This window comes from Paraburkholderia sp. BR10882 (assembly GCF_040948855.1).
In the GTDB taxonomy this organism is placed as follows: domain Bacteria; phylum Pseudomonadota; class Gammaproteobacteria; order Burkholderiales; family Burkholderiaceae; genus Paraburkholderia; species Paraburkholderia nodosa_A.
In genome coordinates this window covers 299,672-325,397 of sequence record NZ_JBFPKP010000007.1, presented here as the reverse complement: position 1 = coordinate 325,397, position 25,726 = coordinate 299,672, and the positions used below count along the sequence as shown (strand labels likewise).

The following is a 25,726-nucleotide window of genomic DNA, read 5'->3' as shown; positions in this document are numbered from 1 at the left end:
CTCCTTTCATGCCAACTCGTCACTGCGCGCGGCAGCGTCAAATGACGAGCCGCGACACCTTCACGCCTTCCAGCGACACCCCGGCCATGAGGCCCGCGTTGGTCAGCACGAACGCTTCCACGGGGCTCGTCGCGGTCGAGGTATCGACATTGCCGTTCGCGCCCACCGTGACGAGCGCAACCGTGGCGTCCGCACCTGCCGACCACCCCTGGCTGCTCGTGAAATCGTTGAGCGCGACCGGGTTCATGAACGCGAAGATGATGGCTTTGGACTGCGCGCCGATCTGCAGGCCGAACGAGCCCGCAATGGTGCTGTAGTAGCCCGTCGTGCGGCCATCCACGCGCAGCGCGCCGGTGCCGTACTGACCGCCGATCCAGAAACCTGCCGAAAGCACCTGCGGAAAGACGAGCACGCCGCTCGCCTTCGAGACCAGCTCCTGCGACCCGCTCACCGTGCTGAAGAGGCGCGAGAGCGTGGCGTCGACGCCTGCGTCGATCGAATTGCGCTTCGCCGTGTTTTGCGAGGCGCTGTTCTGCGTGCCGAGCGGCGTGGTCGTGCAGCCGGCAAGCGCGAGGCCGCTGGCGGCGAGAGCGGCGCTGGAGCTGAGAAGAAATTGACGTCGGCGCATTACGTGGTTTTTCCTGTGCAAATGGGGCTTCGGGTGCCCGCGCCGGCCCGATCGTGGACATCCGGGCCGTGCGCAAAGCGCTACAGGATAGCGCGCATGGCCGTCGCCGGGGCAAACCCGCAATCCGGCGCGTGGGCACCGGCCGCCCGCGGCGGCCATGACCGCTCATCCTTGGGGGTATAGGACCATGCAGCGGGCATCGAGTTCGCGGGAAGAGGTAAGGAAATCCCCAGCCGCGGGCGTTTCGATGCCACGCAACGGCGTCGACGGACGCGACATCGCACCGCGCTTATTGCCATCCTCAGGGCCGCGGGCGCGCGTGCGCAAACGCGAAAGGCCGTGTTAGACTCCGCCGCGCAATCATTCTCATTCTCATGAATTCACGCAAGCATTCACTGCTGACCGCATGGCTTGGCCTCGTCGCCATGTGGCTCATCGTGCTTGCGCCGCTCGTGAGCCAGCTCGTCGCCGCGCAGCACGCGCATGAGCCGGACGCCACGCTCTGCTCGGCCGTGCAGCCGGTGCAGTCCGGTAGCGCGCCGCATCTTTCGCACGACGACGCATTCGGCGCCTGCGGCTACTGCCATCTGCTCGAGCATCATGTGGCGATGGCTTCGGTCGCCGCGCCCGCTCCGCTTGCCGCCCTCGTGCTCGCCCGCGAGACGATCGCGCCGCCCGTCACCCACGACCTCCCCTTAGGCGCCTTCCCTTCGGGCAGGCCGCGCGCCCCACCCGTCCTTTCCTGAGTTACGCCTTTACCAGCCGGTCGACCGCGATCTGATCGCGTGCCCAACGAGCACGCACGACACGCGCGACTGCTCGATTCCCGTTTCCAGGAAAGCATTTCATGTCCACGCTCACCACGCGTGGCGCTGGCGTTCGCTCGCGCGAATGCGCAACGCCGCGCGCGCTGCAGCATGCCGGGCGCCTCGCGCTCGCCATGCTGCCGCGCGTCTTGCCGCTGCCTCTCGTTGCACCCATCGTCTTTCATGCAGCCCATGCTGCCGAGGCGCAAGCCGCCGATGCCGCCTCGGCCACCACGCTGCCCACCGTCACGGTCAGCGCCGCCGCTGGCAGCGCCGCGGCGCCCGCCGTCGATCCCAACCTGCCCGCGACGGTGGAAACCGTCACGCCCGCGCAATTCGCGAACTGGAACGTCGTCAACCCGGAGGACGTGCTCAAGTACCTGCCCAATCTCGCGGTACGCAAGCGCTACGTGGGCGATCTGAACTCGATCATCGCCGTGCGCGGCACGAGCAATACGCAAAGCGCGCGCGGTCTCGTCTATGCCGACGGCCTGCTGCTCTCGAACCTGCTCGGCAACAGTTACAGTTTTCCGCCACGCTGGTCGATGGTGTTCCCCGACCAGATCCAGCAAGTGGATGTGATCTACGGGCCGTATTCCGCGCTCTATCCCGGCAACTCGCTCGGCGCCACTGTGCTCATCACCACGCGCATGCCGAAGGCGTTCGAAGCGACCGCGGACGTAAAGGCGTTCACCCAGCATTTCAGCCTCTTCGGCGCAAACCAGAACTTCAACGGCAGCGAGATGAGCGCTTCGATCGGCGACCGCATCGGCAAGTTCTCGTATCTGCTTGGCGTGAACCACCTGGAGAACACGAGCCAGCCGCTGCAGTTCGCCACGCTTGCGCAGTCGACGAAGCCCGCGCAACCGGGCGACGTGCCCGTGCGTGGCGCGTACTTCTACAACAACCAGACGAACACGCCCACGGTCGTGCTCGGCGTGAACGGCGAAGGCATGCAGCATACGGTGCAGGACCAGTTCAAGCTGCGCATGCAGTACGACTTCACGCCCACCGTGCAAGGCGGCGTGACGCTCGGCTACTGGCACCAGACCTACAACAACGCCACCTCGACCTTCCTTTACGACGCGAACGGCAACCCCGTGTACAGCGGCAAGGTGTCGATCAACGGCTACGAGTACACCATTCCCGCCGCCGCGTTCGCACCGAGCCGCGGCTGGAGCGAAAACTGGCTGTATGGCGCGACGCTGCGCACCCATCAGGCGACCGGCTGGAACGCTGAAGCCATTGCTTCGTACTACGACGTAAGCAACAGCGTGGCGCGCACGGCGAATGCGGGCGGACCCGGCAACGGTCCCGGCGTCATGACGCTGGGCGACGGCACCGGCTGGAAGACGCTCGACCTCAAGACGACGTGGACGCCAGCCACACCCGACGCCGGACTCGCCGCCCACTGGCTCACCTTCGGCTATCACTACGACGATTACGCGCTCGACAACCGCACGTACAACACGCTCGCGTGGCGCGACGGCGGTGCGAATAGTTTCGCCAACGCCTTCGCGGGCAAGACCGAAACTCAGGCGCTCTATGCACAGGACGCCTGGCGCTTCCTGCCACGCTGGAAGCTCGTGTACGGCGTGCGCTACGAGAACTGGCGCGCCTTCGACGGCTATCAGGCGCTCGGCAGTGTGAACGTGCCTTATGCGAACGTGGGCGACCATCACGTCTCGCCGAAAGCTTCGCTCTCTTTCGACGTGACCGACAACCTCACGCTGCGTGCATCGATTGCGCGCGCCTACCGCTTCCCGACTGTGAGCGAGTTGTTCCAGGGGCAGGTGAACGGCTCGTCCATCGTCAACAACAATCCGAACCTGCGCCCCGAGGACGATCTCTCGAAGGAACTGAGCGCCGAATGGGCACACTGGAACGGCCTGTTCCGCCTGACGCTCTTTCAGGACGACGTAAAGAACACGATCTTTAGCCAGACCGATACGACGGTCATTCCGAACGTCACGAACTTCCAGAACATTGGCAAGGTGCGCTCGCGCGGCGTGGAAACGAGCTATCAGGGAGAAGACGTCATCGTGCGCGGGCTCGATCTCGCGGCGAGCGTGGCCTATACGCAGTCGAAGATCCTGGAGAACGCGCAGAATCCGGCGAGCGTCGGCAAGTACTTCTATCGCATTCCGCTGTGGCGCGCGAATCTCGTCGCGACCTACCGGTTCGACGCGCGCTCCGCGCTCACGCTCGCCGCGCGCTACTCGGGGCGCCAGTACAACACGCTCACGAACACGGACACGAACCCGAACGTATTCGGCGGCACGAGCACCTACACGGTCGCCGACGTGAAGTACACCTTCCGGCCGACGAAGAAGAGCGAGATAGGCGTGGGCATCGACAACCTGTTCGACGCGCGCTACTTCGTCTATCACCCGTATCCCGGCCGTACCTACTACCTCGAAGCGAAGCTCGGCATTTGAGCGGCTCGTTTTCGTTTGAATCATCCATGCATTCGAGCCGTGCCGGCTCGACAGGGAGTCCCCGATGTCCACGATATCCGACCCGGTCAGCGCACCGCCTGCCCACGCGGCGCAGTCCGGCTACCGCACGCTGTGGCGCTGGCATTTTTACGCCGGCCTCTTCGTCATGCCCTTGCTGCTCGTGCTCGCCATTACGGGCACGATCTACTGTTTCCAGCCGCAGATCGAACCGCTGCTTTACCCGCATCGGCTGGTGGTCGCGCCGGCGGCGACACCGCGCCTGCCCGTGGATACGCTGCTGGCCCGCGCGCGAGCCGCGCTGCCGCCCGACGCGCGGGCGCTGCGCGCGCACATCGAGTCGAATCCCGCGCGCAGTGCCGAATTCGTTTTCGCGCTGCCTGGGGGGACCAAAGAGAGCGTCTACGTGAATCCATACGATGGCGCGGTGCTGGGCACGCTCGACGTCGATCGCCGCTTCATGCAGGTCGACCGCATGCTGCATCGCAAGCTCTTGCTCGGCAAGCCCGGCGAGCTGCTGATGGAACTGGCCGCCTGCTGGACGCTGGTGATGATCGCCACCGGCATTGCGCTCTGGTGGCCGCGCCCGGGTGCGTCGTGGCGCGCCGCGCTGCTGCCTCGCTTCGCCGCGCGCGGGCGGCCGTTCTGGAAGAGCGTGCACGCGAGCGTCGGCATCTGGCTCGCCGTGGGCGCGCTCGCGTTCGTGTTGAGCGGCTTGCCGTGGACCGGCTCGTGGGGCAAACAGTTCAAGGCGCTCGCCACGCGCGCGAGCCTCGGCGCGCCGCGCGGCGCGTGGGGCGGCGGTCTCGCGCTGAAGTCGGCCTTGCCGGGTGCGCCGGCAGCAGCAGCTAGCGGCGCAGCGGCGAATCCTCCCGCAAGCCACGCCGATCGACAAGAACACAGCGGAGAGCACGCGGGGCACGACATGGCGTCGATGCCAGGCATGGTGATGGACGACATGCCGCTGCCGCTCGTGCCCTGGGCCGTCGGCGCGGTTCCCGTGCCGCACTCGCCCGACGCGTCCGGCGCATCGCAACACTGGACGCTCGCCCAGGTCGTCGCCCAGATGCGCGATCTCGGCGTGCGCGACGGTTACGACATCGTGCTGCCCGCCACGCCCGATGGCGTCTACACGGTCTCGTACTTTCCGCCCGATCCGAAAACGGAACGCACCGTGTATATCGACCAATACAGCGGCGCCGTGCTCAAGGACATTCGCTATGACGATTACGGCGCAGTTTCGCAGGCCATTTCATATGGCACGTCGCTGCACATGGGCCGCTACTTTGGCCTCGCCAACCAGTTGATCTGCGCGGCGATTTCGCTGGGCCTCGGCGCGCTCGCGGTGACGGGCTTCGTGATGTGGTGGCTACGCCGCCCCGCCCGCGCGAAGGGCGCATCGATGTTGGCGGCGCCCTCACGCGAGCGCGCCGCGCCCCCGCTGTGCGCCTGGAAGACCGGTCTCGTGCTGCTCGGCATCGTGTTTCCGCTGATGGGCGCGACGCTCGTGGCGGTCTGGCTGTTCGACCGCGCAGCCTTCCGACGCGCCTAGAAGCTGCCGTCGTGCCGGCGTCGGCGGCAGCGGCGGCCCTGCGGTAATCTGCGGACACAAATACGTCTGAACCTGGCTGCGCCAAATGGTTTCAAACGTAGATATGCGGAGATTATCGTGTTGCGGCGAATTTCAGCGCTCGGCGCGGCCGCGGTGCTTGCGGGCTGCGCGGTCGCGCCCTATCCCGGTTACCCCGGGTACTACGGTTATGACTACGGCTACCCGTACGACTCGGGCTATCCGTACGCCTACGGTTACGACTACTACCCCGGCTATTTCGGCGGCGGCTATGGCGGCATCGCAATTTGGGGCGGTGGCGGCGGATGCTGCTATCACCACGGCTGGCACGGCGGTGGCCATGGCGGCGGCTGGCACGGTGGCGGTGGACACGGCGGCGGCTGGCATGGAGGCGGTGGCGGCACGTGGCAAGGCGGCGGCGGTGGCAGGGGGGCCGGCGGCGGCCACGGCCACTAACCCGTCACAGCGCGACCACAGCGGGACCACTCTGTTGAAGCGGTCCGTATGCCGTGCGTGTCAGCGCGGCGCCGCGCTTATACGCGCCCGTTCACGGGAATCAGCGCTCCCGTAATCGCCTGCGCGTCCTCGCACAGCAAGAACGCGATCACCGTAGCGATCTCGCGCGGCTGCACCCAGCGCGTGAAATCGGCGTCCGGCATGTCGGCGCGGTTTTGCGGCGTGTCGATGATGCTCGGCAAGATCGCGTTCACCGTCACACCCTTGTCCTTCAGCTCTTCCGCGAGCGCTTCCGTCAAGCGCGCCACGCCCGCCTTCGACGCCGAATACGCACCCATGCCGGACCCCGCCTTGAGTCCCGCGCCCGCGCCGATGTTGACCACACGCCCCGCGCCGCTCTTCACGAGATGAGGCAGCGCGGCCTTCGAGGCATTGAGCGCCGTCTTCACGTTCAAATCGAACATCAAATCCCACGTGCGCGCGTCGCCGTCGCCGATAATCTCCCACCGGAACGCGCCCGCCACGTTGACGAGCGCGTCGAGCCCGCCGAGTCTCTCCTGCAATGCGCCGAAGGCAGTCTGGGCCGACTTCGCGTCGACGAGATCGACGCCGCCCATGCGCAGCGCGTTCGCGAGCGCGGCGGGCAGCGCCGCCACTTCGGGGGCCGCGCCGCGGCCGATCAGCGCCACGCGGGCGCCGCGTTCGGCCAGCAATTGCGCCGTCGCCAGACCCAGGCTGCCGAAGCCGCCCGTCACCGCGACCACTTTGCCGTTCAAACCATTTTCCATGCTCTTATTCCTTTGCTAACCTGAATTCGATGCGGCCCGCGATCGATGCGGGCGCCGCTGGCGCCACGTTACGCGAGCCGCGGCCTTCCATCAACCGGCGCGCGGGCGTCCGCGTGAAACCTCCGCGCGTACCGTGGCGAGCGCGTGCTGCTTGCGCAGGTTCTCCGTGGTGTCGCCGCCGCCGTCCGCGCGCCAGCCCGGCGGCAGGAAAACATAGCGCACGGCAGTCCAGATGTCCTTCGCCATCACGACGTCGCGTGCGAGCGTCTCCCAGTGTTCCAGTTCGACGACGAACGGATTGCGCGAGCGCACGGGCGTCACGAGCCCGTAGCGGCAAGGCTCTTCGGCACGTTCCGGCACGTAGGTACCGAACAGGCGGTCGAAAATGATCAGGACTCCGCCATAGTTGGCATCGAGATAGTCGACGTTCGAAGCGTGGTGCACGCGGTGGTTGGACGGCGTGTTGAACACGTACTCGAGCCAGCCGAGTTTCGGAATCCACGTGTTGTGCAGCCAGAATTGATAGAGCAGATTGAGCGAGAGGATGGCGAGCACGACTTCGGGCCGCACGCCGAGCCACACGAGCGGACCGAAGAACATGGCCGGGCCGGTCAGCTTGCCGGTCCAGCCCAGCCGGTAGGCAGACGAAAGCGTCAACTGGTTCGGCGAATGGTGCACGGCATGCGTGGCCCAGAAGAAGCGAATGCGGTGCGAAGCGCGGTGATACCAGTAATAGCAGAACTCCTGACCGATGAAGACCAGCAGCACGAGCGCAACCGTGTCGATATTCAGTGTGAAGAGCCGATGCTCCCACGCGAAATCCAGGATCGGCGCGGCGAGAGAAAGCGGTAGAAACGCGAGGAGCTTGCGGCCCGCGAGGTCGGCGAGCGAAAGCCCAACCTCAGACCAATCGAATGCGGCCTCGCCCGCCGCTTCGCGGCGCTTCCTGAACGTGAGCACGCACGCCTCGATCAGCGAGACGGCGACGACGAACAGCGTGACATAGAACGCGAGTTTTCCTGTCGTGAGCATGATGGATCGTGTGCATTGAGCGCGTCTTGCGCGGTGAAGAAAGACGCGTGTTGCACGCAGGAGTCGCGGCGTCGCGTCGGATGAAGGGCACTGTAGTGGCGCGCAGCGGCAAAAACCACGTGCAAAGTATGTCGGGATATGTCACGCGCCACACGCGCGAAATACGTCGATACGCCCGCCGCGCCGCGTGCGCGGGGAGGGCGCGCCAGCGGCCCCGCGACGTGTAACACCGTGACATGGTTTATGACGCGACTTGAGCCTGGCCCAGCCCTATAGTTCGTTCCGCTGACACGCCGCAGCGTGCCTCCCGAAACGAACCGCAAGGACCTCTGATGAAAACGCTCCCCCTCGTCGTCGCCGCGCTTATCGGCTTCGCCAGCGCCCCCGCTTTCGCCGGCTGGTCCGGCCACGGCACGGCATACACGCCGCACGGCACGTACAACGGCGCGCACTACGGTTCCTGCAGCGGCGGCACCTGCTCGCATGCGGGCGGCGTGGCCGGTCCCTGGGGCGGCGTCGCCACCAACAGCGGCTCCGTCACCCGCACCGCGCCGGGCCAGTTCAGCAACAGCGGCACGGCCTACGGTCCGAACGGCCGCTCGGTCCAGCATTCGGGCGATACGAGCTGCGCGGGCGGCACCTGCTCGCACACCGGCTCGCTCAACGGCTCGGATGGCCGCAGCGCGAGCACCGCGGGCAGCGTGACGCGCACGGCGCCGGGCCAGTACTCGTCGACGGGCACGGTCACGACGGGCAACGGCAACACCTACGGGCACTCGGCGTCCACGAGCTGCGCGGGCAACACGTGCAATCGCGCGGGCACCGTCACCGGCACGCAGGGCGGCAGCGTCTACCACTCGGGCAGCGCCACGGGCGTCGGAACCGGCGTGGTGACCACGGGCGGCGGCACGACCGTTGTCCATGGCGGCACCGTGACCACCGGCACGGTAACGACCTCGGGCACGACGGTCGCCGTCGTCGGCGCCCCGGTCCCCGTGCCCGCGCCGGTCGTCGTCACGCCGCCGCCGCCCAGCACCACGGTGTATGTCGCCCCGCCGCCGCCCGCCCCCAAGACGGTCGTCGTCGCGCCCGCACCTGCACCGCAGACGGTTTATGTCGCGACTCCTGCACCGAAGACCGTCTATGTCGCGCCTCCCGCACCGAAGGTCGTCTACGTGGCGCCGCCGGCACCCAAGGTCGTCTATGTGGGCCAGCCGCTGCCGCGCGCCGTGTACATCGCCCCGCGCCCCGCCGTGTGGATTCCCGGCCACTGGGTCGGCCGCGTGTGGGTCCCTGCTCACTGGGCCTGAACCATCACCGGCGGCTGTGGATTCGCATGACCCGCAGCCGCCCGCCTCATTCGCTTGATCAACCGGCCGGCGAGCTTCGTCGGCCACCTCACGGAGAACACCATGAAGAAGATGATCGCTGCCCTCGTTTTGTGTATCGTTTCAGCAGCGGTTTGCGTGCCGGCATCGGCTCAGGCCTTGCCGGACGGCTCAGGCGACAGCGCGCGCGTCGAACGCATGATGGCGCAGCTGCAAGGGCGTTTCGCCGCCGCGAACACGACGCACGACGGCAAGCTCACGCGCGAGCAGGCGCAGGCGGGTATGCCGAAGGTCGCGCAGCACTTCGACGAAATCGACACGCAAAAAGCCGGCTTTGTCACCCTCGCGCAGATCGAGGACTTCATGCGAGCGCGCGCAGCAGCCCGATGAACGCCGGAGGCGTCACATGGAGCAGGCAAACAGGATCATCGTGCTCGACGACGAAGCCGAACTGCGCAACATGCTGCAGCGCTTTCTCACGAGCCAGGGTTTCGAGGTACGCGCCGTCGCCGACGGCAAGCGCCTCGACCGCCTGCTCCAGCGTGAGCCCTACGACCTGCTGGTGCTCGATCTCATGATGGAGCCCGAAGACGGCCTCACCGTATGCCGACGCCTGCGCGCCGAAGGCCAGACGCTGCCGATCCTCATGCTCACCGCGAAAGGCGATGCCGCCGACAAGGTGATCGGCCTCGAAACCGGCGCCGACGACTATCTCGCCAAGCCGTTTCTCCCCGACGAACTGGTCGCGCGCATTCGCGCCCTGTTGCGTCGCCAGAAGATGGCCTCGGGCGAGCCCACGGTCACCTCGCAAATGCTGCGCTTCGGCGACTTTCAGTTCGACGTTGGCAAACAAACGCTCTACCGCGACGGCACGCCCATCGAAGTCCACTCGGCGCAGATGCTGCTGCTTCACGCGCTCGGCTCGTCGCCGAATCGCGCTGTGAGCCGCGAGAACCTGCTCGCCCGCGCGCGCGGACGCGACCACAGCGCGCTCGACCGCAGCGTGGACGTGCAGATCCTGCGCCTGCGCCAGATCGTCGAGGACGATCCCGCCAAGCCGCGCTTCATCAAGACCGTCTGGGGCATCGGCTACATGCTGGTGGCCGGCGTCGAATCGTAATGCGCTTGCGGCTGCCGCGCTCGCTGCTCTCGCGCAACATCGCGCTGCTGGTGGCGCTCGTCGCGCTCTCGCAGATCTGCTCGCTCGTCGTCCTGCTGCACTTCGTGCAGCGCCCGCGCATCGAGCGCGCCTCGATCATCTTCGCCGATTACGTCAAGCTGCTCGACACCACGCTCGCGTCCATGCCACCCGACGAAGGGCGCGCGGCGGCCGCGCGGTTCGATGCGCGCCGTGCGGCGCCGCCACAAGCGTCGAGCGAGGCGCAGCCGGGTCTCGTCGACTTTTTCCGCACCTGGCAGCGCGACGTGTTCGTCGAAGCGCTGCAAAGCCATCTGCCGCCCGAGTTGCTGGTGCGCTGGGACGCGAGTCACGACGAGACCGCACCTGCCGCAGCTGGCGAAGCCGCGCAGGAGCGCCTGTGGATCCGCCTTCACGCAGCGGGCGAACCGGTCTGGATCGCCCTGCCGGTGACCGCCGACGCGCGAGCGAGCGGCATCACTACGGCGTTGATCCTCTCCGCCGCGCTCGCGCTGCTCGCCGCGCTCACCGGCTACCTGTTGCAGCGCCACATCAACCGCCCGCTGCGCAAACTCGCGCGCGCGGCGCGGCGCGTGAGCGCAGGCGAGACGCCGCCGCCACTGCCGACCAACGGCCCGACCGAAATCGCCCAGGTGAGCCGCGCCTTCAACCAGATGACCGAAGCGCTGAAGCAGGCTGAGGCCACGCGCGCGCTGATGCTGGCCGGCGTCTCGCACGACATCCGCACGCCACTCACGAAACTGCGCCTTGCGATTGCGATGGCGCTGCCGCGCGGCAGCAACGATGCGCTCGTGGCCTCGTCCGAGAGCTATCTGGACCAGATCGACACGATCCTCCAGCAGTTCATGGACTACGCAGGCAGCGGCGAGCGCGAAGCGCCGCAACCAGGCGACCTCAACGCGCTCGCAGGCCAACTCGTTGCCGACTTCGCGGGGCTCGGGCATGAATTCGATTTCGACGAGGGTGAATTGCCGGTTTTCGCGTTCCGGCCCATCGCGGTTATGCGTCTGCTGATGAATCTCATGCAGAACGCCGTGAACTATGGCCGCACAGGTCTGACGATTCGCACGTGGCGCGACGACGACACCGCCTGCGTGATCGTTGCCGACCGTGGCAACGGCATCCGCGCCGAGGAACTGGAGCGCCTCAAATCGCCCTTCAGCCGCGGCGCGAACGCCCGTACGCATTCGGGCGGATCGGGCCTCGGGCTTGCCATTGTCGAGCGGATCGCTCGGCTGCACGGCGGCTCGCTCACCTTCCGCGACCGCGAAGGCGGCGGCCTCGAAGCCGTCGTGCGCCTGCCGTTGAACCGTCCCTCGTCGAGTCGGAACGGCGCGCCGCCGGCCGTGCGCCCATGACATGACTCGACATAATTTGCGCGTGGATTTCGTGCGCCCTTCCCCCCATACTTGCGCCTGAGCCTGAGCAACGGAGCAGAACAAACCGAAGCCCAGACGCCGAAGCACCCTGGTCGATAGTTCGCCATCCTGAATAAATTGCGAGTATCGGCAGAAACGAGACACTCTTTCAGGTAAAAGGACATCGACATGCAAACGATCATCAACTTCCTCGTCAACAAGGCCAAGCGCATCGCGGGCACCACGTTCCTCGCCGGCGCGCTGTTCGCGAGCGGCTGCGCGTCGGCCGCGCCGGTCGTGCAGACGAACGGCCCGCTCCCGCAACTGCACGCCGACGTCGTCTACGTCTATACGTTCGACGCCGCCGCCGACCAGGTGAAGCTCGACAGCACCGGCATGCTGCACAAGCTCAAGACGATGACGAGCGGCGAGTCGTCGGCGCAGCAGCAACAGCAGGCCGCGCTGCAAACGCGCGAGCATCTCGCCGATCAGCTCGTGAGCGAACTTCAGAAAATGGGCCTGCCCGCCGTGCGCATGGACGGTCCCGCACCCGCTGGCCACAACGCGCTGATCGTGGAAGGCCGCATCGACACGATGGACGCGGGCAGCAGCCGCCGCCGCATGCTGATTGGTCTCGGCGCGGGCAAGAGCGAAGTGGGCGCGACGATCGCGGTGCTGTTCCGGCCCGCCAACGGCGGAGAACCGCAACCGCTCCTGAGCTTCCAGACGGAGGCGGATAGCGGCCATATGCCTGGCATGGCCGAGACGGCGGGCGTGGGCGCGGCGGCTGGCCATGTGGCGACGGCCGCGGTGGTGGGCGGCGGTCTGCACGGCGCCTCGGAGGCGAAGCGCGACACGCTCTCGTCGGATGCCGGCAAGCTGGCCCGCTCGATTGCGAAGGAAATCACGCAGATCAGCATGCAGAACGGCTGGATGGCAACGACGACGAAGAGCTGATACGGAGGAAGCGCGCTGCGCAGCGCGAGGGTACGTGCCCTTTACGGCGACGGTTCGATACCGCCGCCGTCTTTTTGTTTAATGCGCCTGCGGTTCGCGCTGCGCCTGCGGCTCATGATATCGCGCGAACTTCGATGTATGGCCGATGCCGGGATTGAAGCAGTTGCATGGATCGAGCGTTTCGTAAAACGACTTCAGCGCAGGCTTCGCATCGCAGAGACGGCCGACGTTGTGCTCAGCGGGCTATTCGGCGCCGCGCGCGTCGAACCTCGACGGCAGGACGCGCGCGCAACCGGTGTGCGTCAAGACGGCGCCGGCCGAACAATCAGCCTAGACCCATGCGTGTCTCGTCGACGAACTTCTCCGTGGCGTCGTCGATCTTGCGGCCCTTGCGGCCGGAGGGGCCGTGAATGTAGACGGTCTTCATATCGACCTGCGGCGCGCCGCTCGTGCCGGGGGGCGGCGTCATCTCGTAGTGGACTTCGCGCGCGTGGTCGGCCATTTGCAGGCGCGGATCGAACACCGAGTTGAAACGCCACAGCATGCGCACGAAATTGGTCTGGCCGTGCAATAGCAGATGCGTGGCCTGCCCCGCCGCGCCGCGCAGCGCGGTCCAGCCCATGTGCTTGCGATTGAGCACCTGCTGCGTGCTCACGAGTTCCGCGTAGAACTCGGGCAGCGGAAGCTGCGTCGGCACGACGGCGTGCTGGATGTCATAAAGGCGATAGTCGAGGCTCGTGAGGCGCCGCGCCTCGCGCTGCCAGTTCTCCGTGCCCGGATATGGCGTATTCACGCTGATATTGACGATCTCGGGAATCTCCAGGCACCACTGGCGGATCGTCTCGAAGCGTTCGCGGTCCCAGTCCGGATCGGCGATCAGGTTGATCGCGACGGTAATCCCCAACGAACGCGCGAATTCGAGCGCCTCGAAATTCTTGTCAAGGCTGATCCGTTTGCGAAACGCCTTGAGCCCCGCCTCGTCGATCGCCTCCAGACCGAGGAACATGTACTTCAGGCCAATGGACTGCCACAGACGGAACACGTCCTTGTTGCGCAGAAGCACGTCGCCACGCGTTTCCAGGTAGTAGCGCTTGTCGATGCCGCGCCGCTTGATCGCCTCGCCGATCGCCATGCCGTGTTCGGCATGCACGAACGCCACGTCGTCGACGATGAATACGCCCGGCTCGCGCAACGCCGCCAGTTCGTCCACGACGACTTCGGGGCTGCGCGTGCGGTAGCTGCGTCCGTAGAACGTCCATGCGCTGCAGAACGTGCAGTCCCACGGGCAGCCACGCGCGAACTCGATGGAGGCGCAAGGATCGAGCGTACCGATGAAATACTTGCGGCGATGGCGTAGCAGGTCGCGCGCGGGCCGCACCGGATCGAGATTCTCGACGAAGCCTGGCGGCGGACCCGATCCGTGGCTCGTGAGGACGCCGGGCACCGCGAGCAGGTCGGTGCGGCGTGACACTGCTTCGAGCAGTTCGTTCACCGAAGCTTCACCCTCGCCGCGCAGCACGCAATCGATCGCGCCTTCGGCATGGCGCAGCAGATCGTGTGCGGTGAACGACACGCTGTGGCCCCCGACGAAGACGAAACACGAGGGAAGCGCGGCCTTCACGGCCTTCGAGAGATCGATGATCTCGGGAATGTTGGCCAGATAGTTGCCCGAGAAGCAGAGCGCCTCGGGCTGCCAGTCACGCACCATGCGCATGAGGTCGCGGTGTGTCTCGACCTGCAGATCGAGCAGGCGCACGTCATGGCCCGCATCGCGCGCCGTACCGGCTACGGATTCGAGACCCAGCGGCTCGAGCCGCAGGAACACGCGCGTGTACATCAGTCCGCTCGGGTGGACAGCAAGCAATTTCATGAAGCCTCCTTGCGAAGGGCCGCCGCTTCGCGAGAGTCTACGCGCGTTGGCGGATCGCTGCCCCGCGGCGTGTTTCGCGCAGGAACGCCAGTCAGAAACTGCCGAACAGCGAACCGAGCACGATCACGACGGCGAGCGCGATGAGCGCGCCGACGATGCTCACCACCACGAGGTCGCGGTAGCTTTCGCGATGCGTCGAGCCGCACACGGCCAGCAGCGTGACGACGGCGCCGTTGTGCGGCAGGCTGTCGAGCGTGCCCGACGACATCACGGCGACGCGGTGCAGCAAAGCGGGATCGATGCCATGCTGGGCAGCGAGCTCCATGTAGGTGCCACCGAGCGCGTCGAGCGCGATGGTCAACCCGCCCGAGGCCGAGCCCGTGAGCCCGGCGAGCAGGTTCGTGGCCACGGCGAGCGAGACGAGCGGGCCGCCGCCGATGCCGAGCACCCAGTCGCGCACGGCCTCGAACGCGGGCAATGCGGCAATCACGGCGCCGTAGCCCACGAGGCTGCCCACGCTCAGCACCGGCAACACCGACGCGTTGGCGCCCGCATCGACGCTCTCGCGTAGCGCGCCGAGCCGCCCGCGATTGAGCGCCACCAGCACGATGATGCCGAGTGCGAGTGCAACCGAGACACCCCACACGCCCGCCACCGCCGAAAGCGTGGTCGAACCCCAGCGCGGTTCGGCGAGATACGACGCGTCGATGCGCGGGAACACCACGACGTTCATGACGAAGTTCATCGCCACGACGACCACGAGCGGCGCGAGCGCGACGAAGGGCGACGGCGGCCCCGCATGGTCCGGTACAGCCGCGCCGCCGATCTCGGCGGGATCGAAGGCTTGGGCGAGACTCGCGCGCTCGCGCACGAGCGAGGACTTGCCGCGCTCTTCGTCATCGGCGCCGCCGTTATCGGGCTCGACAAAGCCCTCGCCGTTGCGCCGCGCCGCCGCCGCCGCGCGCCCGAGCCACCAGAGGCCGAAGCCCGCCATCACGAGGCTCGCGATCACGCCAAGGCCCGGCGCCGCGAACGGCGTCGTGCCGAAGAACGGCATCGGAATGGCGTTTTGCAGCGCGGGCGTGCCGGGCAGCGCCGACATCGTGAACGTCGCCGTGCCGAGCATGATCGCAGCGGGCATCAGGCGGCGCGGGATATCGGCGGAGCGAAACAGCGCCTGCGCCATGGGGGCGAGCACGAAGAACGCGACGAACAGGCTCACGCCGCCATAGGTGACGAGCGCGCCGCCCAGCACCACGGCCACGAGTGCATGACGCGTGCCTAACTTGTCGATCATGAGGCGCGCCACGGCGTCCACCGAGCCGCTGTCTTCCATCAGCTTGCCGAACAGCGAGCCGAGCAGGAAGAGCGGAAAGAACTGGGCGAGAAAACGGCCCGTGCTCGACATGAATGTTTGCGTCCAATGCGCGAGCACCGGCTCGCCGGAAATGAGCGCGGCCAGCATGGCGCACAGCGGCGCGAGCAGCAGCACGCTCCAGCCGCGATACGCGAGCCAGATCAGCAGCGCGAGACTCGCGAGCATGCCCCCGAGGCCGATAACGAGCGTGCCCGCGCTCATTGCAGCACCCCTTCGAGCAGCGCTTCGAAATTGAACGTGGATGCCTCGCCGAGCTGCGCACCGTGTTGCGCCAGGAATTCATCGGCGGTGTGGCGGCCTTCGTCGCGCAGCATCGTGATGAACGACCACTCTGCGTTGAGCTTCGACGACGCGCCCAGCGTGACGAGCTTCGCGCTATGCACGCGATGCAGGCGCATATGCGCCCAGCGGCGGCCCTCCTCGCTGCCTGCGTCGGCGACCTTGTGCAGCAGCGCCATCATGCGCAGCTCCTTGATTAGCGGCGAGTTGAACGCGATCTCGTTCACGCGGTTGATGATGTCGCGCGCCGAGCGCGGCGTGCCCCCGCGCTCCACGGGGTTCACCTGCACGAGGATCGTGTCGATCGAATCGGTCTCGCGAATCAGCGGCGTAATCGTCGGATTGCCCGCGTAACCGCCGTCCCAGTAGGCCTCACCGTCTATCTCGACGGCCTGAAAGAGCGTGGGCAGACAGGCCGAGGCGAGCAGCGCGTCGGGCGTGACATCGGCATTGCGGAACACGCGCGCCTGCCCGTTGGAAACGCGCGTGGCCGTGACGAAGAGCTTGATGCGCGAGCGGCGCAACGCGTCGAAGTCGATGGTGTCGGCGAGGATCGTGCGCAACGGGTTCACGCGCCCCGGATTCAGGTCGTACGGAGAGACGACGCGCGCCATCATGTCGAGCGCGACGAACACGGGTGAATGATCGAGCGTCCAGCGCCCGAGCAGGATGTCGACGGGGCCGCGCCGGAACGGGCTGAAGCGCGCGGCGTCGGCCACGCGGCGCCAAAAGCGTTCGAGCGCCTCGCGCGCGCCGGCCGCGCCGCCCAACGCATGGCCGCTCGCGAGCACGGCGGCGTTCATCGCGCCCGCCGAGGTGCCCGAAATGCCTTCGATCTGCAGCCACGACTCTTCGAGCAGGCGGTCCAGCACACCCCATGTGTATGCGCCATGGGAGCCGCCGCCTTGCAGTGCGAGATCGACGAGCAAGGGCTCGGTGCGGGTCGTGCGGGTTGACGTCTCGGCTTCGGCAGGCATTGCGGCTCCGTTCCAGACAGACCACGGGCGAGATTACAGGAAAAGCGTAAATGGCCGCACGAGAATGACGCAGCGCGCAATCTGGCTCGAACGCGCTGGAGTCGCGCTGCGATCAGCGCGCGGCGGGCCGGTCGCAGCGGCGCACCAGGGCCTTTGGTAGACTGGATCTCCCGCCACGCCTTCCTGCCTTGCCGTGTCGAATGCCCATCCGCTTCGCGGGCCGGATTCGCTATCGGGCCCGCTTCCCGCGTTGCTCGCCGAAATCCGCGCCTGCCATGCCTGCGCCGACGCGCTGCCGCTCGGGCCGCGCCCTGTGCTGCAGGCAAGCGATACGGCAAGCCTGCTGATCGTCGGCCAGGCGCCGGGCGCGAAGGTCCACGCCTCGGGCGTGCCGTGGGACGACGCGAGCGGTAAACGGCTGCGCGCGTGGCTCGGCGTCGACAGCGAAACGTTCTACGACGCCGCCCAGGTCGCGCTAGTGCCGATGGGCTTTTGCTACCCCGGCCGCGGCGGGGGCGGAGACAACCCGCCGCGCCCGGAATGCGCCCCACTGTGGCACGCGCGGCTCGTCAAGCAGTTGCGCGGCGTGCGCCTGACCCTGCTCGTCGGCCAGTATGCCCAGCGCTATTTTCTCGGCAGCGAGCGCCGCGGCTCGCTCACCGAGACGGTGGCGGCCTGGCGCGACTATGCACCCAATTTCGTGCCGCTGCCGCATCCGTCGCCACGCAATCAGGCGTGGTTCAAGCGCCACCCGTGGTTCGAACTCGACGTCCTGCCCGCGCTGCAGGCGCGCGTAAAAGCATTGCTGGCACCTGAAGGCCGCCACGCGCACACCACTAAAAAGGAGCCGACGATGACGAACCCGGCAATCGATATCCAGCGTGTCTACGAACCGCTGCCCGAGCAGGGACACCACTGCTATCTGGTGGATCGGCTGTGGCCGCGCGGCCTGAGCAAGGAAAAGCTCGCGAACGTGGAGTGGCTCAAGGAGGTGGCGCCGAGCACCGAACTGCGCCAATGGTTCCACAAGGACCCGGAGCAGTGGACCGAATTCAGGAAGCGCTATCTGGCCGAGCTGAACGCCAATCCGGACGCCTGGCGGCCGCTCGCCGAAGCGGCCGGGAACGGGCACATCACCCTGCTCTATGGCTCCCACGACACGCAGCGCAATCACGCAATCGTGCTGCGCGACTTTCTGGCGAAGCACGCCACCGGGCACAAATGACCGGACGGGGCTCGCGCCCCGCCCGTTTCACGCTCAGAAGAGATACATCCCCGCGACGAATACGACGCCCGAGAACAGCAACGTGGTCACGCAGTAACCCATGATGTCACGCACGCCGAGGCCGGCGATCGCGAGCGCGGGCAGCGCCCAGAAAGGCTGCGCCATGTTGGTCCATGCCTCGCCGTAAGCGATCGCCATCGCCGACTTGCCGAGGTCCGCGCCCAGCGCCTGCGCCGCCGGCATCACGAACGGCCCCTGCACGACCCAGTGGCCGCCGCCCGAAGGCACCGCGAAGTTGATCACCGCCGAGCTGAGAAACACGAGCAGCGGAAACGTGTGCACGTTCGCGATATCGACGAACCACTTCGTAATGACGCCCGCGAGACCCGAGTGGTCCATGAGCGCCTGAATGCCCGCGTAGAACGGGAACTGGATCATGATGCCCGAGGCGCCCTTTGCGGCGCCGGCCACGGCGCGCGCGTAGGCCATCGGCGTTTTGTGCAGCACGAGGCCCGCCGCGAGAAACACGAGGTTCACGGTGTCGATGTCGAGCGCAAAGCCCTTCGTGTGAAAGCGGAAGCCGAGGAACACGAAGCACAGTGCCGCCACCAGCAGCGCGAGCGCGCGGCTTTCCTCGATGCGCTCGGCGAAGGTCGCATCCGGGCCGAGCTTGCGCTCGACGCTCGGCGGGTCTTCGAGCAGCGCGGGGTCGACCGAGACGACATCTTCGGGCTTCGGCATCATGAGACGCACGAGAATCGGCAGCAGCACGATCAGTCCGAGCGTGATGAACGCGTTATAGCCCGTGAAGATGGTCTGCGAGACCGGAATCAGGCCGACGGCCTTTTCCATCGGATTGCCCTTCGTGGCCGCGACGAGCGGCACCGAGCCGGAAAGGCCGCCGTGCCACGTGAGAAAGCCCATGTACGCGGCGGCAACGAGCAACCGATAATCCGCGCCGCGCACTCGCCGGGCCACTTCGCGCGAGAACATCGCGCCGAGCACGAGCCCGAAGCCCCAGTTGATCGCGCAGGCAATTGCGCCCACGAATGCAACCAGCATCACGCCCTGGCCCGGCGTGCGCGCGCAACTCGCCAGCGCGACCAGCATGCGCTTGACCGGGCCGGAGCTGGCAAGCGCGTGGCCGGTGACGAGAATCAGGACCATCTGCATCGCGAACGCGAGCAGGTTCCAGAAGCCCGAACCCCACATCAAGACGAGCGCTTCAGGCGGCTGCGGCGTGAGCGCGAACGCCAGCACGAAGGTCACGACGGTGAGGAGAATGGCGAAGATGAGCGGGTCCGGCAGGATCCGATGCACTACGCCGGTAAAGAAGTGGGAAATACGCTGAATCACGGTGGTCTGCTCCTCGTCTGCTGATACGGAATCGGCCGCCTGTTTTCTTCTTTGCGAACCGAGGCCGCGATTTTTGCACAGCGCGGCATACTGCGTGCGCCACGCCGACAATTGGCCAAATGCGTGCTGAACGCTGCGCCTGACCGGTGCGCGCGCACCCGCACGAAATAAGCCGTTACATGCCTCGACGCGCCCTAAAAGCCTTATCTGCTACCGTTATGGTTGCTATCTCAATAAATGTCCGGGTGATTCCACCCAGCGGGAGGCAGCAATGCGCAAGCAGTTTCTCGGTGTCGTGCTCGCCACGCTAGCCGGCATATTCGTGGCTACTCCGCCCGCGCACGCCCAGTCGCAGGCATTCACGAATCAGACCGTCAACATCTACGCAGGACCCGCAGCCGACTTTCCTATCGTCGCGCAGATTCCGGGTGGCGTGGCAGTGACGGTATGGGGCTGCGTCGCGGGCTTTAGCTGGTGCGACATCGGTTTTCCGGGCCTGCGAGGCTGGGTCTACGGCACCTTCATCAGCTATCCGTGGCAAGGACAACGCGTGCCGGTGATGAACTATGGCCCGCGCATCGGTCTGCCTATCGTGACGTTCTCGCTCGGCGCGTACTGGGGCATGCACTACCGCGACCGGCCGTGGTACTCCAATCAATCGCGCTGGGCGCGCCATCCAGGGCCACGACCTCTGCCGCCGCCGCCCGTGCGGCCGCGTCCGCCCGTCGGTCGTCCGCCGGGCGGCACACGGCCGCCCAACCAGGGCGGCGGGAATCGGCCGCCCAACAACAACGCGGGACAGGGAAACCGGCCACCCGGCGCGGGCCCCGGCAATAACAACGCGCGGCCGCCCGGACAAGGGCACGCGCGGCCGCCGGGACAAGGAAATGCCCGTCCGCCTGGTCAAGGGAATGCCCGTCCGCCCGGCCAGGGCGGCGGCCGGCCTCAGGGGCAAGGCGGTGGGCGGCCGTCCGGCGGCGGGAATAATCGACCGCAGGGAGGTGGCGGTGGTGGCGGTGGTGGCGGTGGTGGCGGTGGTGGCGGGACTGGTGGCGGGACTGGTGGCGGCGGTGGTGGTGGCGGACCGGGAGGCGGTGGCGGAGCTGGCGGCGGCGGTGGCCGTCCGCCTCAGGGTAGCTAACGTCGCGATTAGCGCGGGCAAGTCCATGCCGACGCAAGGCGTGCCCGCGCTGGCTACTTCACCATCGCTCAGAACCGGTAGCCGATACCGCCCAGGATCACGTCCGTATCGCGGCTATAGCGCGTGACCACGCGGTTCCAGGTGACGCGCGCCGCCCAGTGCTGCGTCAAGCGATAGGAAGCCGAAACGGAGACGAGCCCCGAGAGAACCCCATCGCCGGTATCACGCTCGTCGGGATGCTCGCCGTGATGGATCGCCGCGTAGAGGCCCGCGCCGAACCCGAGCGTGAGACGCTCGTCAAAGAACGCGCGCGTGAGCCAGATTTGCGCCGTCGCGCCATCGCGCCGCGCCGAGATGCCATTGCCCTCGTGCAGATATCCCACTGTGGCGTCGAGAAAGGAATTAATGCCGCGCCGGTACTCGATTGCCTCGGCCGCCGATGTCTGCGATTCGAGGCTGTTGAGGATCGTCTCGCCCGCCATCAGCGTGATCTCGTTGTTCGTCACTTTCTGCGTGCGCGGCAGCGCGAAATCGCGCGGCCCTGGTGTGCCGGGCGCGTCGAGCTGATAGCCCACGCCCAGCATGAGCGATGTCGTCGATGGCCCGCGCGACACTTGCACGCGGTTGAGCTGCAGGTTCGCTGTCCAGCGATGCGTGGAGTACCACGTGGCGCGCGCACTGTAGAGCACGCCCCAGCCGTGCGTATCTGACCAGCCCTGACCCTGTGACGCGGCCTCGGTATCGAAATAGCGATACGGCCCGACACCCAGTGCGAATACGAAGCGGCGCTGCGCGAGCGGCAAACGCGCCCACGCCTGGATGGCCTGGCCGTCGCGGTGATGATCCGGAATATGGCCTTCGTTGAGCCAGGCAATGCTGCCGGCAAAATACTGGCCGAAACCCTCCGTGTAATCCATTTGCCACGAATAGGTATGATCGGCGCCGCTTTTGAGCGGCCCTGTGTAGAGCGTGAATTCCTGCGCGCAAACTGACCCCGAAGCCAAGGCGAGCGCGCTGCCGACAACACCGGCTGCGGCTAGCGACGTGATGTTTTTCATTGCGTGCGTTTGGCCTTGCGGTTGGGATAACGTGACTCGCTGCAAGGAAAACGTATGCAACGGAACGCGGAGCATACCGCGACGCGACATTTTTTGTGCAAACCCACTCTTTCAATTAATTACGACATGACGTAGCACAAATTTCTGATATTTATTTTGCCATCCTAATTACATGAATAAAAAAGAAACGCCGCACAAAAAGTGCGGCGTCTTCCTGCATTCAGCTTTGCAAGCGGTGCAATATCAGCGCACGTGATGACAGACGCGCTCAGCGTGATGGTGGACGTGCTCGACGTGACACACCTCGTGGTGATACGGTTGGGCGACAGCAGCGAGCGGCGCGAAAAGCGCGGCGCAGGAAATCAGGGCAAACAGGCGGACAGCGGGCTTGGCAACGGCGTTCATGACTCGGCTCTTGCGTATGGAAACAGCGTGGTGGGAATCAAAAGCCAGCACTGTATCGCAGAGCGTTCCGCGACGTATTACACGGATGTAACGGGCGTAGCGCTCGATGAAACGCTCTTGACACGCCTTGATACGCAAGAGCGGCTCGCGGCGGCCGCTCAAATAGTGGGCTCGCCGCCCTCGTCGTGGGTGAGTCGCCGCAGCAGTTCGCGACCGCGGGTGGTGAGGCGCAGCGTGGGGTCGCCGGCCGCCTCGTCCATTTCGACGAGACGATAGCGCTGCAGCGCAAGGAAATCGGAATCGATCATTTGAATCGGCGCGTCCGCATCACGGATCAGCAGCAGGGTCGCTAGTTCGTGGTGACTGAGCATCAGGTCTCTCCAGTTGTTGGCCGGAGTCGAGGCGCAAGCGCCGATTCCAGCCACATGCCCGAAAAAGCAATCGACCGAAGGGCCGTGGGCTTGAGTCACCCCAGCATAGCGAGTCAATCGTACAGTTTCGCTACAGCCATGTTTCGCTGTGTTACGCGCCGGTGTCCGAAGCAAGAAAGCGGCGCGCAGCTGCACGATATGCAGTCTGCGCGCCGCCCGCTTACAGCCTCTCGCCCTTAGTTGATTTCGAGGCGCTTACTGGCGCTTGCGGCCCGCTTCGGTAGCGTCAGCGTCAGCACGCCATCCTTGTATTGCGCGCCCGCCGTTGCATCGTCGATTTCCGCGGCGAGCGTGAACGCGCGGCTCACGCTGCCCGCATAGCGCTCGCGACGCACCACGCGCTCACCTTCCTTCAGTTCGCTGCCGCGCTCGACTTTCGCGGCAATCGAAACGAGATTGCCATCGATCTTCACGTCGATGTCTTTCCGGTCGACGCCGGGCATTTCAGCCTTCACCGTGAAACCGGCCTCGTCTTCCGTCACGTCGATCCGGATACTGGCCGCTTGCCCTTCCGCGCCGCTCGTAGCACGCAACGGCCGGAACAGCCCGTGAAACAGATCGGGCACACCTTCCATCGAAAACGGATCGTAACGCGAGATAGTGCTCATTGATGCCTCCATGGGCAGAACGTTTTTCGTGTCCACACAACGACGGCGTTGCGTCGGATTCCTAAGTTCCCCCATCAACTCGCACAGGCGCATGACACCTCTGCGGCCGACGTCCGGGAATCGCCTGCAACGAAGCGCGCCGCTCGCGCGGCGCGGTCGCCGCCGCTTACCGTTCCAACATGAAGGCGCCTCGCGCGTTTGCAAGACCCGTTTTTTGCCGCGCGCGAAATTTTTGTGTCGCCGCGCGGCGCGTCATTGCATGTGCATGCCGCCGTTGATCGCGATATCGGCGCCGGTGATGAACGCCGCATCGTCCGAACAGAGGAATGCCACGAGTGCCGCGACCTCGTTCGGTTGCCCGAGACGGCCTACTGGAATCTGCGGGAGGATGCGCGCATCCAGCACATCTTTCGGTACGGCTTCCACCATTTGCGTGGCGAGGTAGCCCGGCGACACGGTGTTCACCGTCACGCCTTTCTTCGCCACTTCCAGTGCGAGCGCCTTCGTGAAGCCATGCATGCCCGCTTTCGCCGCCGAATAGTTGGTCTGCCCGAAAGCGCCGCGCGAGCCGTTGACCGAGCCGATATTGATGATGCGCCCGAAGCCGCGCTCGATCATGCCGGGCAGGAACGGCTTCGTCACGTTGAAGAGCGCGTCGAGATCGGTGCGCAGCACGGAGTCCCAATCGGATTTCGACATCTTCACGAAGCTGCGGTCGCACGTAATGCCCGCATTGTTGATGAGCACGTCCACCTGGCCGAGATCGTCGAGCGCTTGCTGCGCCGCGCGCTCGCAGGCCTCGTAGTCGGCGACGTTCATCTGGTGGCAGCCGAATTCACGGCCCGCCGCGCGTTCGGCGGCAATCCAGGCATCGGCGCGCGTGTTCGCCGCCGAGCAAGAGACGGCGACGGTCATGCCCGCATCGTGCAGGCGCCGGCTGATCGCCTCGCCGAGTCCGCCCATGCCGCCCGTGACGAAAGCAACGCGCTTAGTGGCCATGCTGGCCTCCGCCCGCGCTCGCGCCCTGCGCACGGCCTGCGCCCGCCGCCTTGCCCGGATGCACTGCACCATTGGCGGCGCTGCTCATTGCGCGCTCGAAGGCGTTCATCCACTCGCGCATCGGCAGCGCACCCGGCACCTTGGCTGCGCTGGCTTGCGCGCCCGCACAGGCCTCCTGCCACTGCTGCGTGAAGTCGCGCGCACTGTCGGACCACGTGCTCGCGCTCTGCATCGCCGCCGCGACGCCCTCTTGCCAGAGCGTGGTGCTCGCGCCGAGATAGTCGCGCCAGACCGATTGCGTGGCGACCGCGAAATCGGTCCAGTCGCGCGCGGTGCGCAGCGATTCGAGCAGGCCCTCGACCGCCTCGCGGTCGCGCGCGATGCGGCGCTGCTCCAGCTTCAGCAACTGCTCGCGCCATTGCTGCTGCCCGACGAGCAGGCGCAACGCGGCCGACGTGTTGGCACGGTACGTGTCGAATGAGGCGCCCATCGCGTTGCCGGGCGAGGCGGCGTCGAATGAGGGATGGGAAGCGGTTGCCATGGTCAATCTCCTCCTTATGTAGCTTTCGCCCGGCGCGGCCGGATGCGTTTGCTGCCAAAGAGACCGCGGTGGACCGCGACGGGACGCGGGCTGCGGCGAGCGAAATGAAAGCGCTTCACGCGCGACGATGGGGAACGGGATGCTTCGGAGTGCCGTATGTTCGCAAGACGGCCGACTCAAGCCAACATCATAGGCAGGAAGACGGCGTCCCGCGCGACGAATGGGCGATTTGTCGCTTGATCGACGTCACATTTCGAGATACCTGATGCGCAGCGAGTCAACACCAGGCTTGTCATCGCGGGTATTTCGCGACGGACTGTAAGGGCGGGAACGCTGCCCGGCCGATCGCGCCCTCGACCCGAACCGGCCGGTGGAACCGGGCACACCGGTCAGTTGGCCGGCAGCTCTTCGTCGCGCACCAGCATCACCGGCCGGTCCGCCATGCGCAGGAACGACTCGGCCACGCTGCCGAGCAACAGGCGCTTCATGCCCGACAAGCCACGCGTACCCATCACGACGAGGTCCGCGCCGTCCTCGGCGGCGATGCGCGAGATCACTGCGGCGATCTCCTCGCCGCTTGCGTCGGCCGCGCGCGTGGAGCCCGGCACCTGAGCCTGCGCGAACACCAGTTTCGCCTCTTCGAGCGCCGCCGTTGCCGCGTCGTTTTCCGCCGAGTGGCGCGCCTGTTCCTCGGCGAAGCCCGTACTGACGTCCACGAGCCGCGCCGGATGCCGCACGACATACAGCGCCTGAACGGCGGCGCCAGTCGCTTTTGCGACCTTCACGGCCTCCTCGAGCGCGCGCCGGCCGCTGCGGCTGCCATCGACCGCTACCAGAATCTGCTTGTACATCATGGACCTCCCGGGCGTCGCCCATGTTGCGCACCGGCTCCCGGCGCGCGCTATCTAGATAAAGATCGT

The 25,726-nt window shown here is 66.4% G+C and carries 25 protein-coding genes and 2 pseudogenes; 12 read left to right on the top strand and 15 right to left on the bottom strand.

The features are described 5' to 3' along the window. Positions 1-37: 37 nt before the first annotated feature. Positions 38-628: a YSC84-related protein gene (locus tag AB3X99_RS20395; RefSeq protein WP_069261939.1), complete on the bottom strand. Its 591-nt coding sequence runs from the start codon at positions 626-628 to the stop codon at positions 38-40. A 374-nt stretch (positions 629-1,002) separates the two neighbouring features. On the opposite strand from AB3X99_RS20395, the gene AB3X99_RS20390 reads away from it, so the two are divergent. From AB3X99_RS20390 to AB3X99_RS20375, 4 genes are all read left to right on the top strand, one after another. Continuing rightward, complete coding sequence (locus tag AB3X99_RS20390; RefSeq protein ID WP_069261940.1) at positions 1,003-1,374, top strand: DUF2946 domain-containing protein; 372 nt, start codon at positions 1,003-1,005, stop codon at positions 1,372-1,374. A 194-nt stretch (positions 1,375-1,568) separates the two neighbouring features. Then, positions 1,569-3,872: a TonB-dependent receptor gene (locus AB3X99_RS20385; protein WP_368617997.1), complete on the top strand. Its 2,304-nt coding sequence runs from the start codon at positions 1,569-1,571 to the stop codon at positions 3,870-3,872. 64 nt (positions 3,873-3,936) lie between these two features. Next, a complete protein-coding gene (locus AB3X99_RS20380) occupies positions 3,937-5,442 on the top strand; it encodes a PepSY-associated TM helix domain-containing protein (RefSeq protein WP_368617941.1) in 1,506 nt (501 codons plus the stop codon). 117 nt (positions 5,443-5,559) lie between these two features. Further along, positions 5,560-5,916, top strand: coding sequence for a hypothetical protein (locus AB3X99_RS20375; RefSeq protein WP_368606860.1), 357 nt, complete (start codon positions 5,560-5,562; stop codon positions 5,914-5,916). 77 nt (positions 5,917-5,993) lie between these two features. Here AB3X99_RS20375 and AB3X99_RS20370 read toward each other — a convergent pair whose 3' ends face one another. Continuing rightward, positions 5,994-6,704, bottom strand: a complete 711-nt coding sequence (locus AB3X99_RS20370; protein WP_368617940.1) for an SDR family NAD(P)-dependent oxidoreductase — start codon at positions 6,702-6,704, stop codon at positions 5,994-5,996. Positions 6,705-6,794: 90 nt separating this feature from the next. Further along, positions 6,795-7,736 (bottom strand): sterol desaturase family protein, encoded by a 942-nt coding sequence (locus tag AB3X99_RS20365; RefSeq protein WP_342946087.1) that lies wholly within the window; start codon positions 7,734-7,736, stop codon positions 6,795-6,797. A gap of 332 nt (positions 7,737-8,068) precedes the next feature. Between AB3X99_RS20365 and AB3X99_RS20360 the strand changes: the two genes are divergently transcribed. The 5 genes from AB3X99_RS20360 (at position 8,069) to AB3X99_RS20340 (ending at position 12,538) form a co-directional block, all read left to right on the top strand. After that, entirely contained in the window at positions 8,069-9,046 is a 978-nt protein-coding gene (locus tag AB3X99_RS20360; RefSeq protein ID WP_368617939.1) for a hypothetical protein, read from the top strand. A gap of 102 nt (positions 9,047-9,148) precedes the next feature. Further along, on the top strand, positions 9,149-9,454 hold the full coding sequence (locus AB3X99_RS20355) for a hypothetical protein (protein WP_069262388.1): 306 nt from the start codon (positions 9,149-9,151) through the stop codon (positions 9,452-9,454). 16 nt (positions 9,455-9,470) lie between these two features. Continuing rightward, positions 9,471-10,184: a response regulator gene (locus AB3X99_RS20350; protein ID WP_342946085.1), complete on the top strand. Its 714-nt coding sequence runs from the start codon at positions 9,471-9,473 to the stop codon at positions 10,182-10,184. Continuing rightward, the gene (locus AB3X99_RS20345; protein ID WP_342946084.1) at positions 10,184-11,581 is read left to right on the top strand and encodes an ATP-binding protein; all 1,398 of its coding nucleotides are present in this window, start codon (positions 10,184-10,186) and stop codon (positions 11,579-11,581) included. The genes AB3X99_RS20350 and AB3X99_RS20345 overlap by 1 nt, the downstream gene beginning before the upstream one ends. 189 nt (positions 11,582-11,770) lie before the next feature. Next, positions 11,771-12,538 (top strand): DUF4410 domain-containing protein, encoded by a 768-nt coding sequence (locus tag AB3X99_RS20340; RefSeq protein WP_342946083.1) that lies wholly within the window; start codon positions 11,771-11,773, stop codon positions 12,536-12,538. Positions 12,539-12,616: 78 nt separating this feature from the next. On the opposite strand, the pseudogene AB3X99_RS20335 reads toward AB3X99_RS20340, so the two are convergent. The 4 genes and pseudogenes from AB3X99_RS20335 to AB3X99_RS20320 all read right to left on the bottom strand — a co-directional run. Then, positions 12,617-12,802 (bottom strand): annotated as a pseudogene (locus AB3X99_RS20335) (hypothetical protein); the annotation flags it as partial. 61 nt (positions 12,803-12,863) lie between these two features. Continuing rightward, positions 12,864-14,408 carry a hopanoid C-3 methylase HpnR gene (hpnR, locus tag AB3X99_RS20330; protein ID WP_069261950.1) on the bottom strand — a complete coding sequence of 515 codons (1,545 nt, stop codon included), beginning with the start codon at positions 14,406-14,408 and terminating at the stop codon, positions 12,864-12,866. A gap of 91 nt (positions 14,409-14,499) precedes the next feature. Then, positions 14,500-15,987: a GntP family permease gene (locus AB3X99_RS20325; protein WP_368617938.1), complete on the bottom strand. Its 1,488-nt coding sequence runs from the start codon at positions 15,985-15,987 to the stop codon at positions 14,500-14,502. After that, positions 15,984-17,042 carry a patatin-like phospholipase family protein gene (locus AB3X99_RS20320; RefSeq protein ID WP_176732819.1) on the bottom strand — a complete coding sequence of 353 codons (1,059 nt, stop codon included), beginning with the start codon at positions 17,040-17,042 and terminating at the stop codon, positions 15,984-15,986. Before AB3X99_RS20320 ends, AB3X99_RS20325 begins: the two co-directional genes overlap by 4 nt. 193 nt (positions 17,043-17,235) lie before the next feature. Between AB3X99_RS20320 and AB3X99_RS20315 the strand changes: the two are divergent. After that, positions 17,236-17,853: pseudogene (locus AB3X99_RS20315) on the top strand (uracil-DNA glycosylase family protein); the annotation flags it as partial. A gap of 42 nt (positions 17,854-17,895) precedes the next feature. After that, positions 17,896-18,267 carry a DUF488 domain-containing protein gene (locus AB3X99_RS20310; protein ID WP_368617996.1) on the top strand — a complete coding sequence of 124 codons (372 nt, stop codon included), beginning with the start codon at positions 17,896-17,898 and terminating at the stop codon, positions 18,265-18,267. Between the two features lie 33 nt (positions 18,268-18,300). On the opposite strand, the gene AB3X99_RS20305 is transcribed toward AB3X99_RS20310, so the two are convergent. Further along, positions 18,301-19,623 carry a TIGR00366 family protein gene (locus AB3X99_RS20305; RefSeq protein ID WP_069262390.1) on the bottom strand — a complete coding sequence of 441 codons (1,323 nt, stop codon included), beginning with the start codon at positions 19,621-19,623 and terminating at the stop codon, positions 18,301-18,303. A gap of 271 nt (positions 19,624-19,894) precedes the next feature. On the opposite strand from AB3X99_RS20305, the gene AB3X99_RS20300 reads away from it, so the two are divergent. After that, a complete protein-coding gene (locus tag AB3X99_RS20300) occupies positions 19,895-20,764 on the top strand; it encodes an SH3 domain-containing protein (protein WP_368617937.1) in 870 nt (289 codons plus the stop codon). 68 nt (positions 20,765-20,832) lie between these two features. Here AB3X99_RS20300 and AB3X99_RS20295 read toward each other — a convergent pair whose 3' ends face one another. The 7 genes from AB3X99_RS20295 to AB3X99_RS20265 form a co-directional block, all read right to left on the bottom strand. Beyond that, complete coding sequence (locus tag AB3X99_RS20295) at positions 20,833-21,822, bottom strand: hypothetical protein (RefSeq protein WP_368617936.1); 990 nt, start codon at positions 21,820-21,822, stop codon at positions 20,833-20,835. Positions 21,823-22,065: 243 nt separating this feature from the next. Continuing rightward, the gene (locus AB3X99_RS20290) at positions 22,066-22,227 is read right to left on the bottom strand and encodes a hypothetical protein (protein WP_368617935.1); all 162 of its coding nucleotides are present in this window, start codon (positions 22,225-22,227) and stop codon (positions 22,066-22,068) included. Between the two features lie 158 nt (positions 22,228-22,385). Then, complete coding sequence (locus AB3X99_RS20285) at positions 22,386-22,598, bottom strand: hypothetical protein (RefSeq protein WP_368617934.1); 213 nt, start codon at positions 22,596-22,598, stop codon at positions 22,386-22,388. Positions 22,599-22,834: 236 nt separating this feature from the next. After that, the gene (locus AB3X99_RS20280; RefSeq protein WP_368617933.1) at positions 22,835-23,266 is read right to left on the bottom strand and encodes an Hsp20/alpha crystallin family protein; all 432 of its coding nucleotides are present in this window, start codon (positions 23,264-23,266) and stop codon (positions 22,835-22,837) included. A gap of 252 nt (positions 23,267-23,518) precedes the next feature. Next, a complete protein-coding gene (phbB, locus tag AB3X99_RS20275; protein ID WP_368617932.1) occupies positions 23,519-24,265 on the bottom strand; it encodes an acetoacetyl-CoA reductase in 747 nt (248 codons plus the stop codon). Beyond that, a complete protein-coding gene (locus AB3X99_RS20270) occupies positions 24,255-24,806 on the bottom strand; it encodes a hypothetical protein (protein ID WP_368604828.1) in 552 nt (183 codons plus the stop codon). Before AB3X99_RS20270 ends, phbB begins: the two co-directional genes overlap by 11 nt. 389 nt (positions 24,807-25,195) lie before the next feature. Next, the gene (locus tag AB3X99_RS20265) at positions 25,196-25,657 is read right to left on the bottom strand and encodes a universal stress protein (protein WP_342946628.1); all 462 of its coding nucleotides are present in this window, start codon (positions 25,655-25,657) and stop codon (positions 25,196-25,198) included. Positions 25,658-25,726 lie beyond the last annotated feature (69 nt).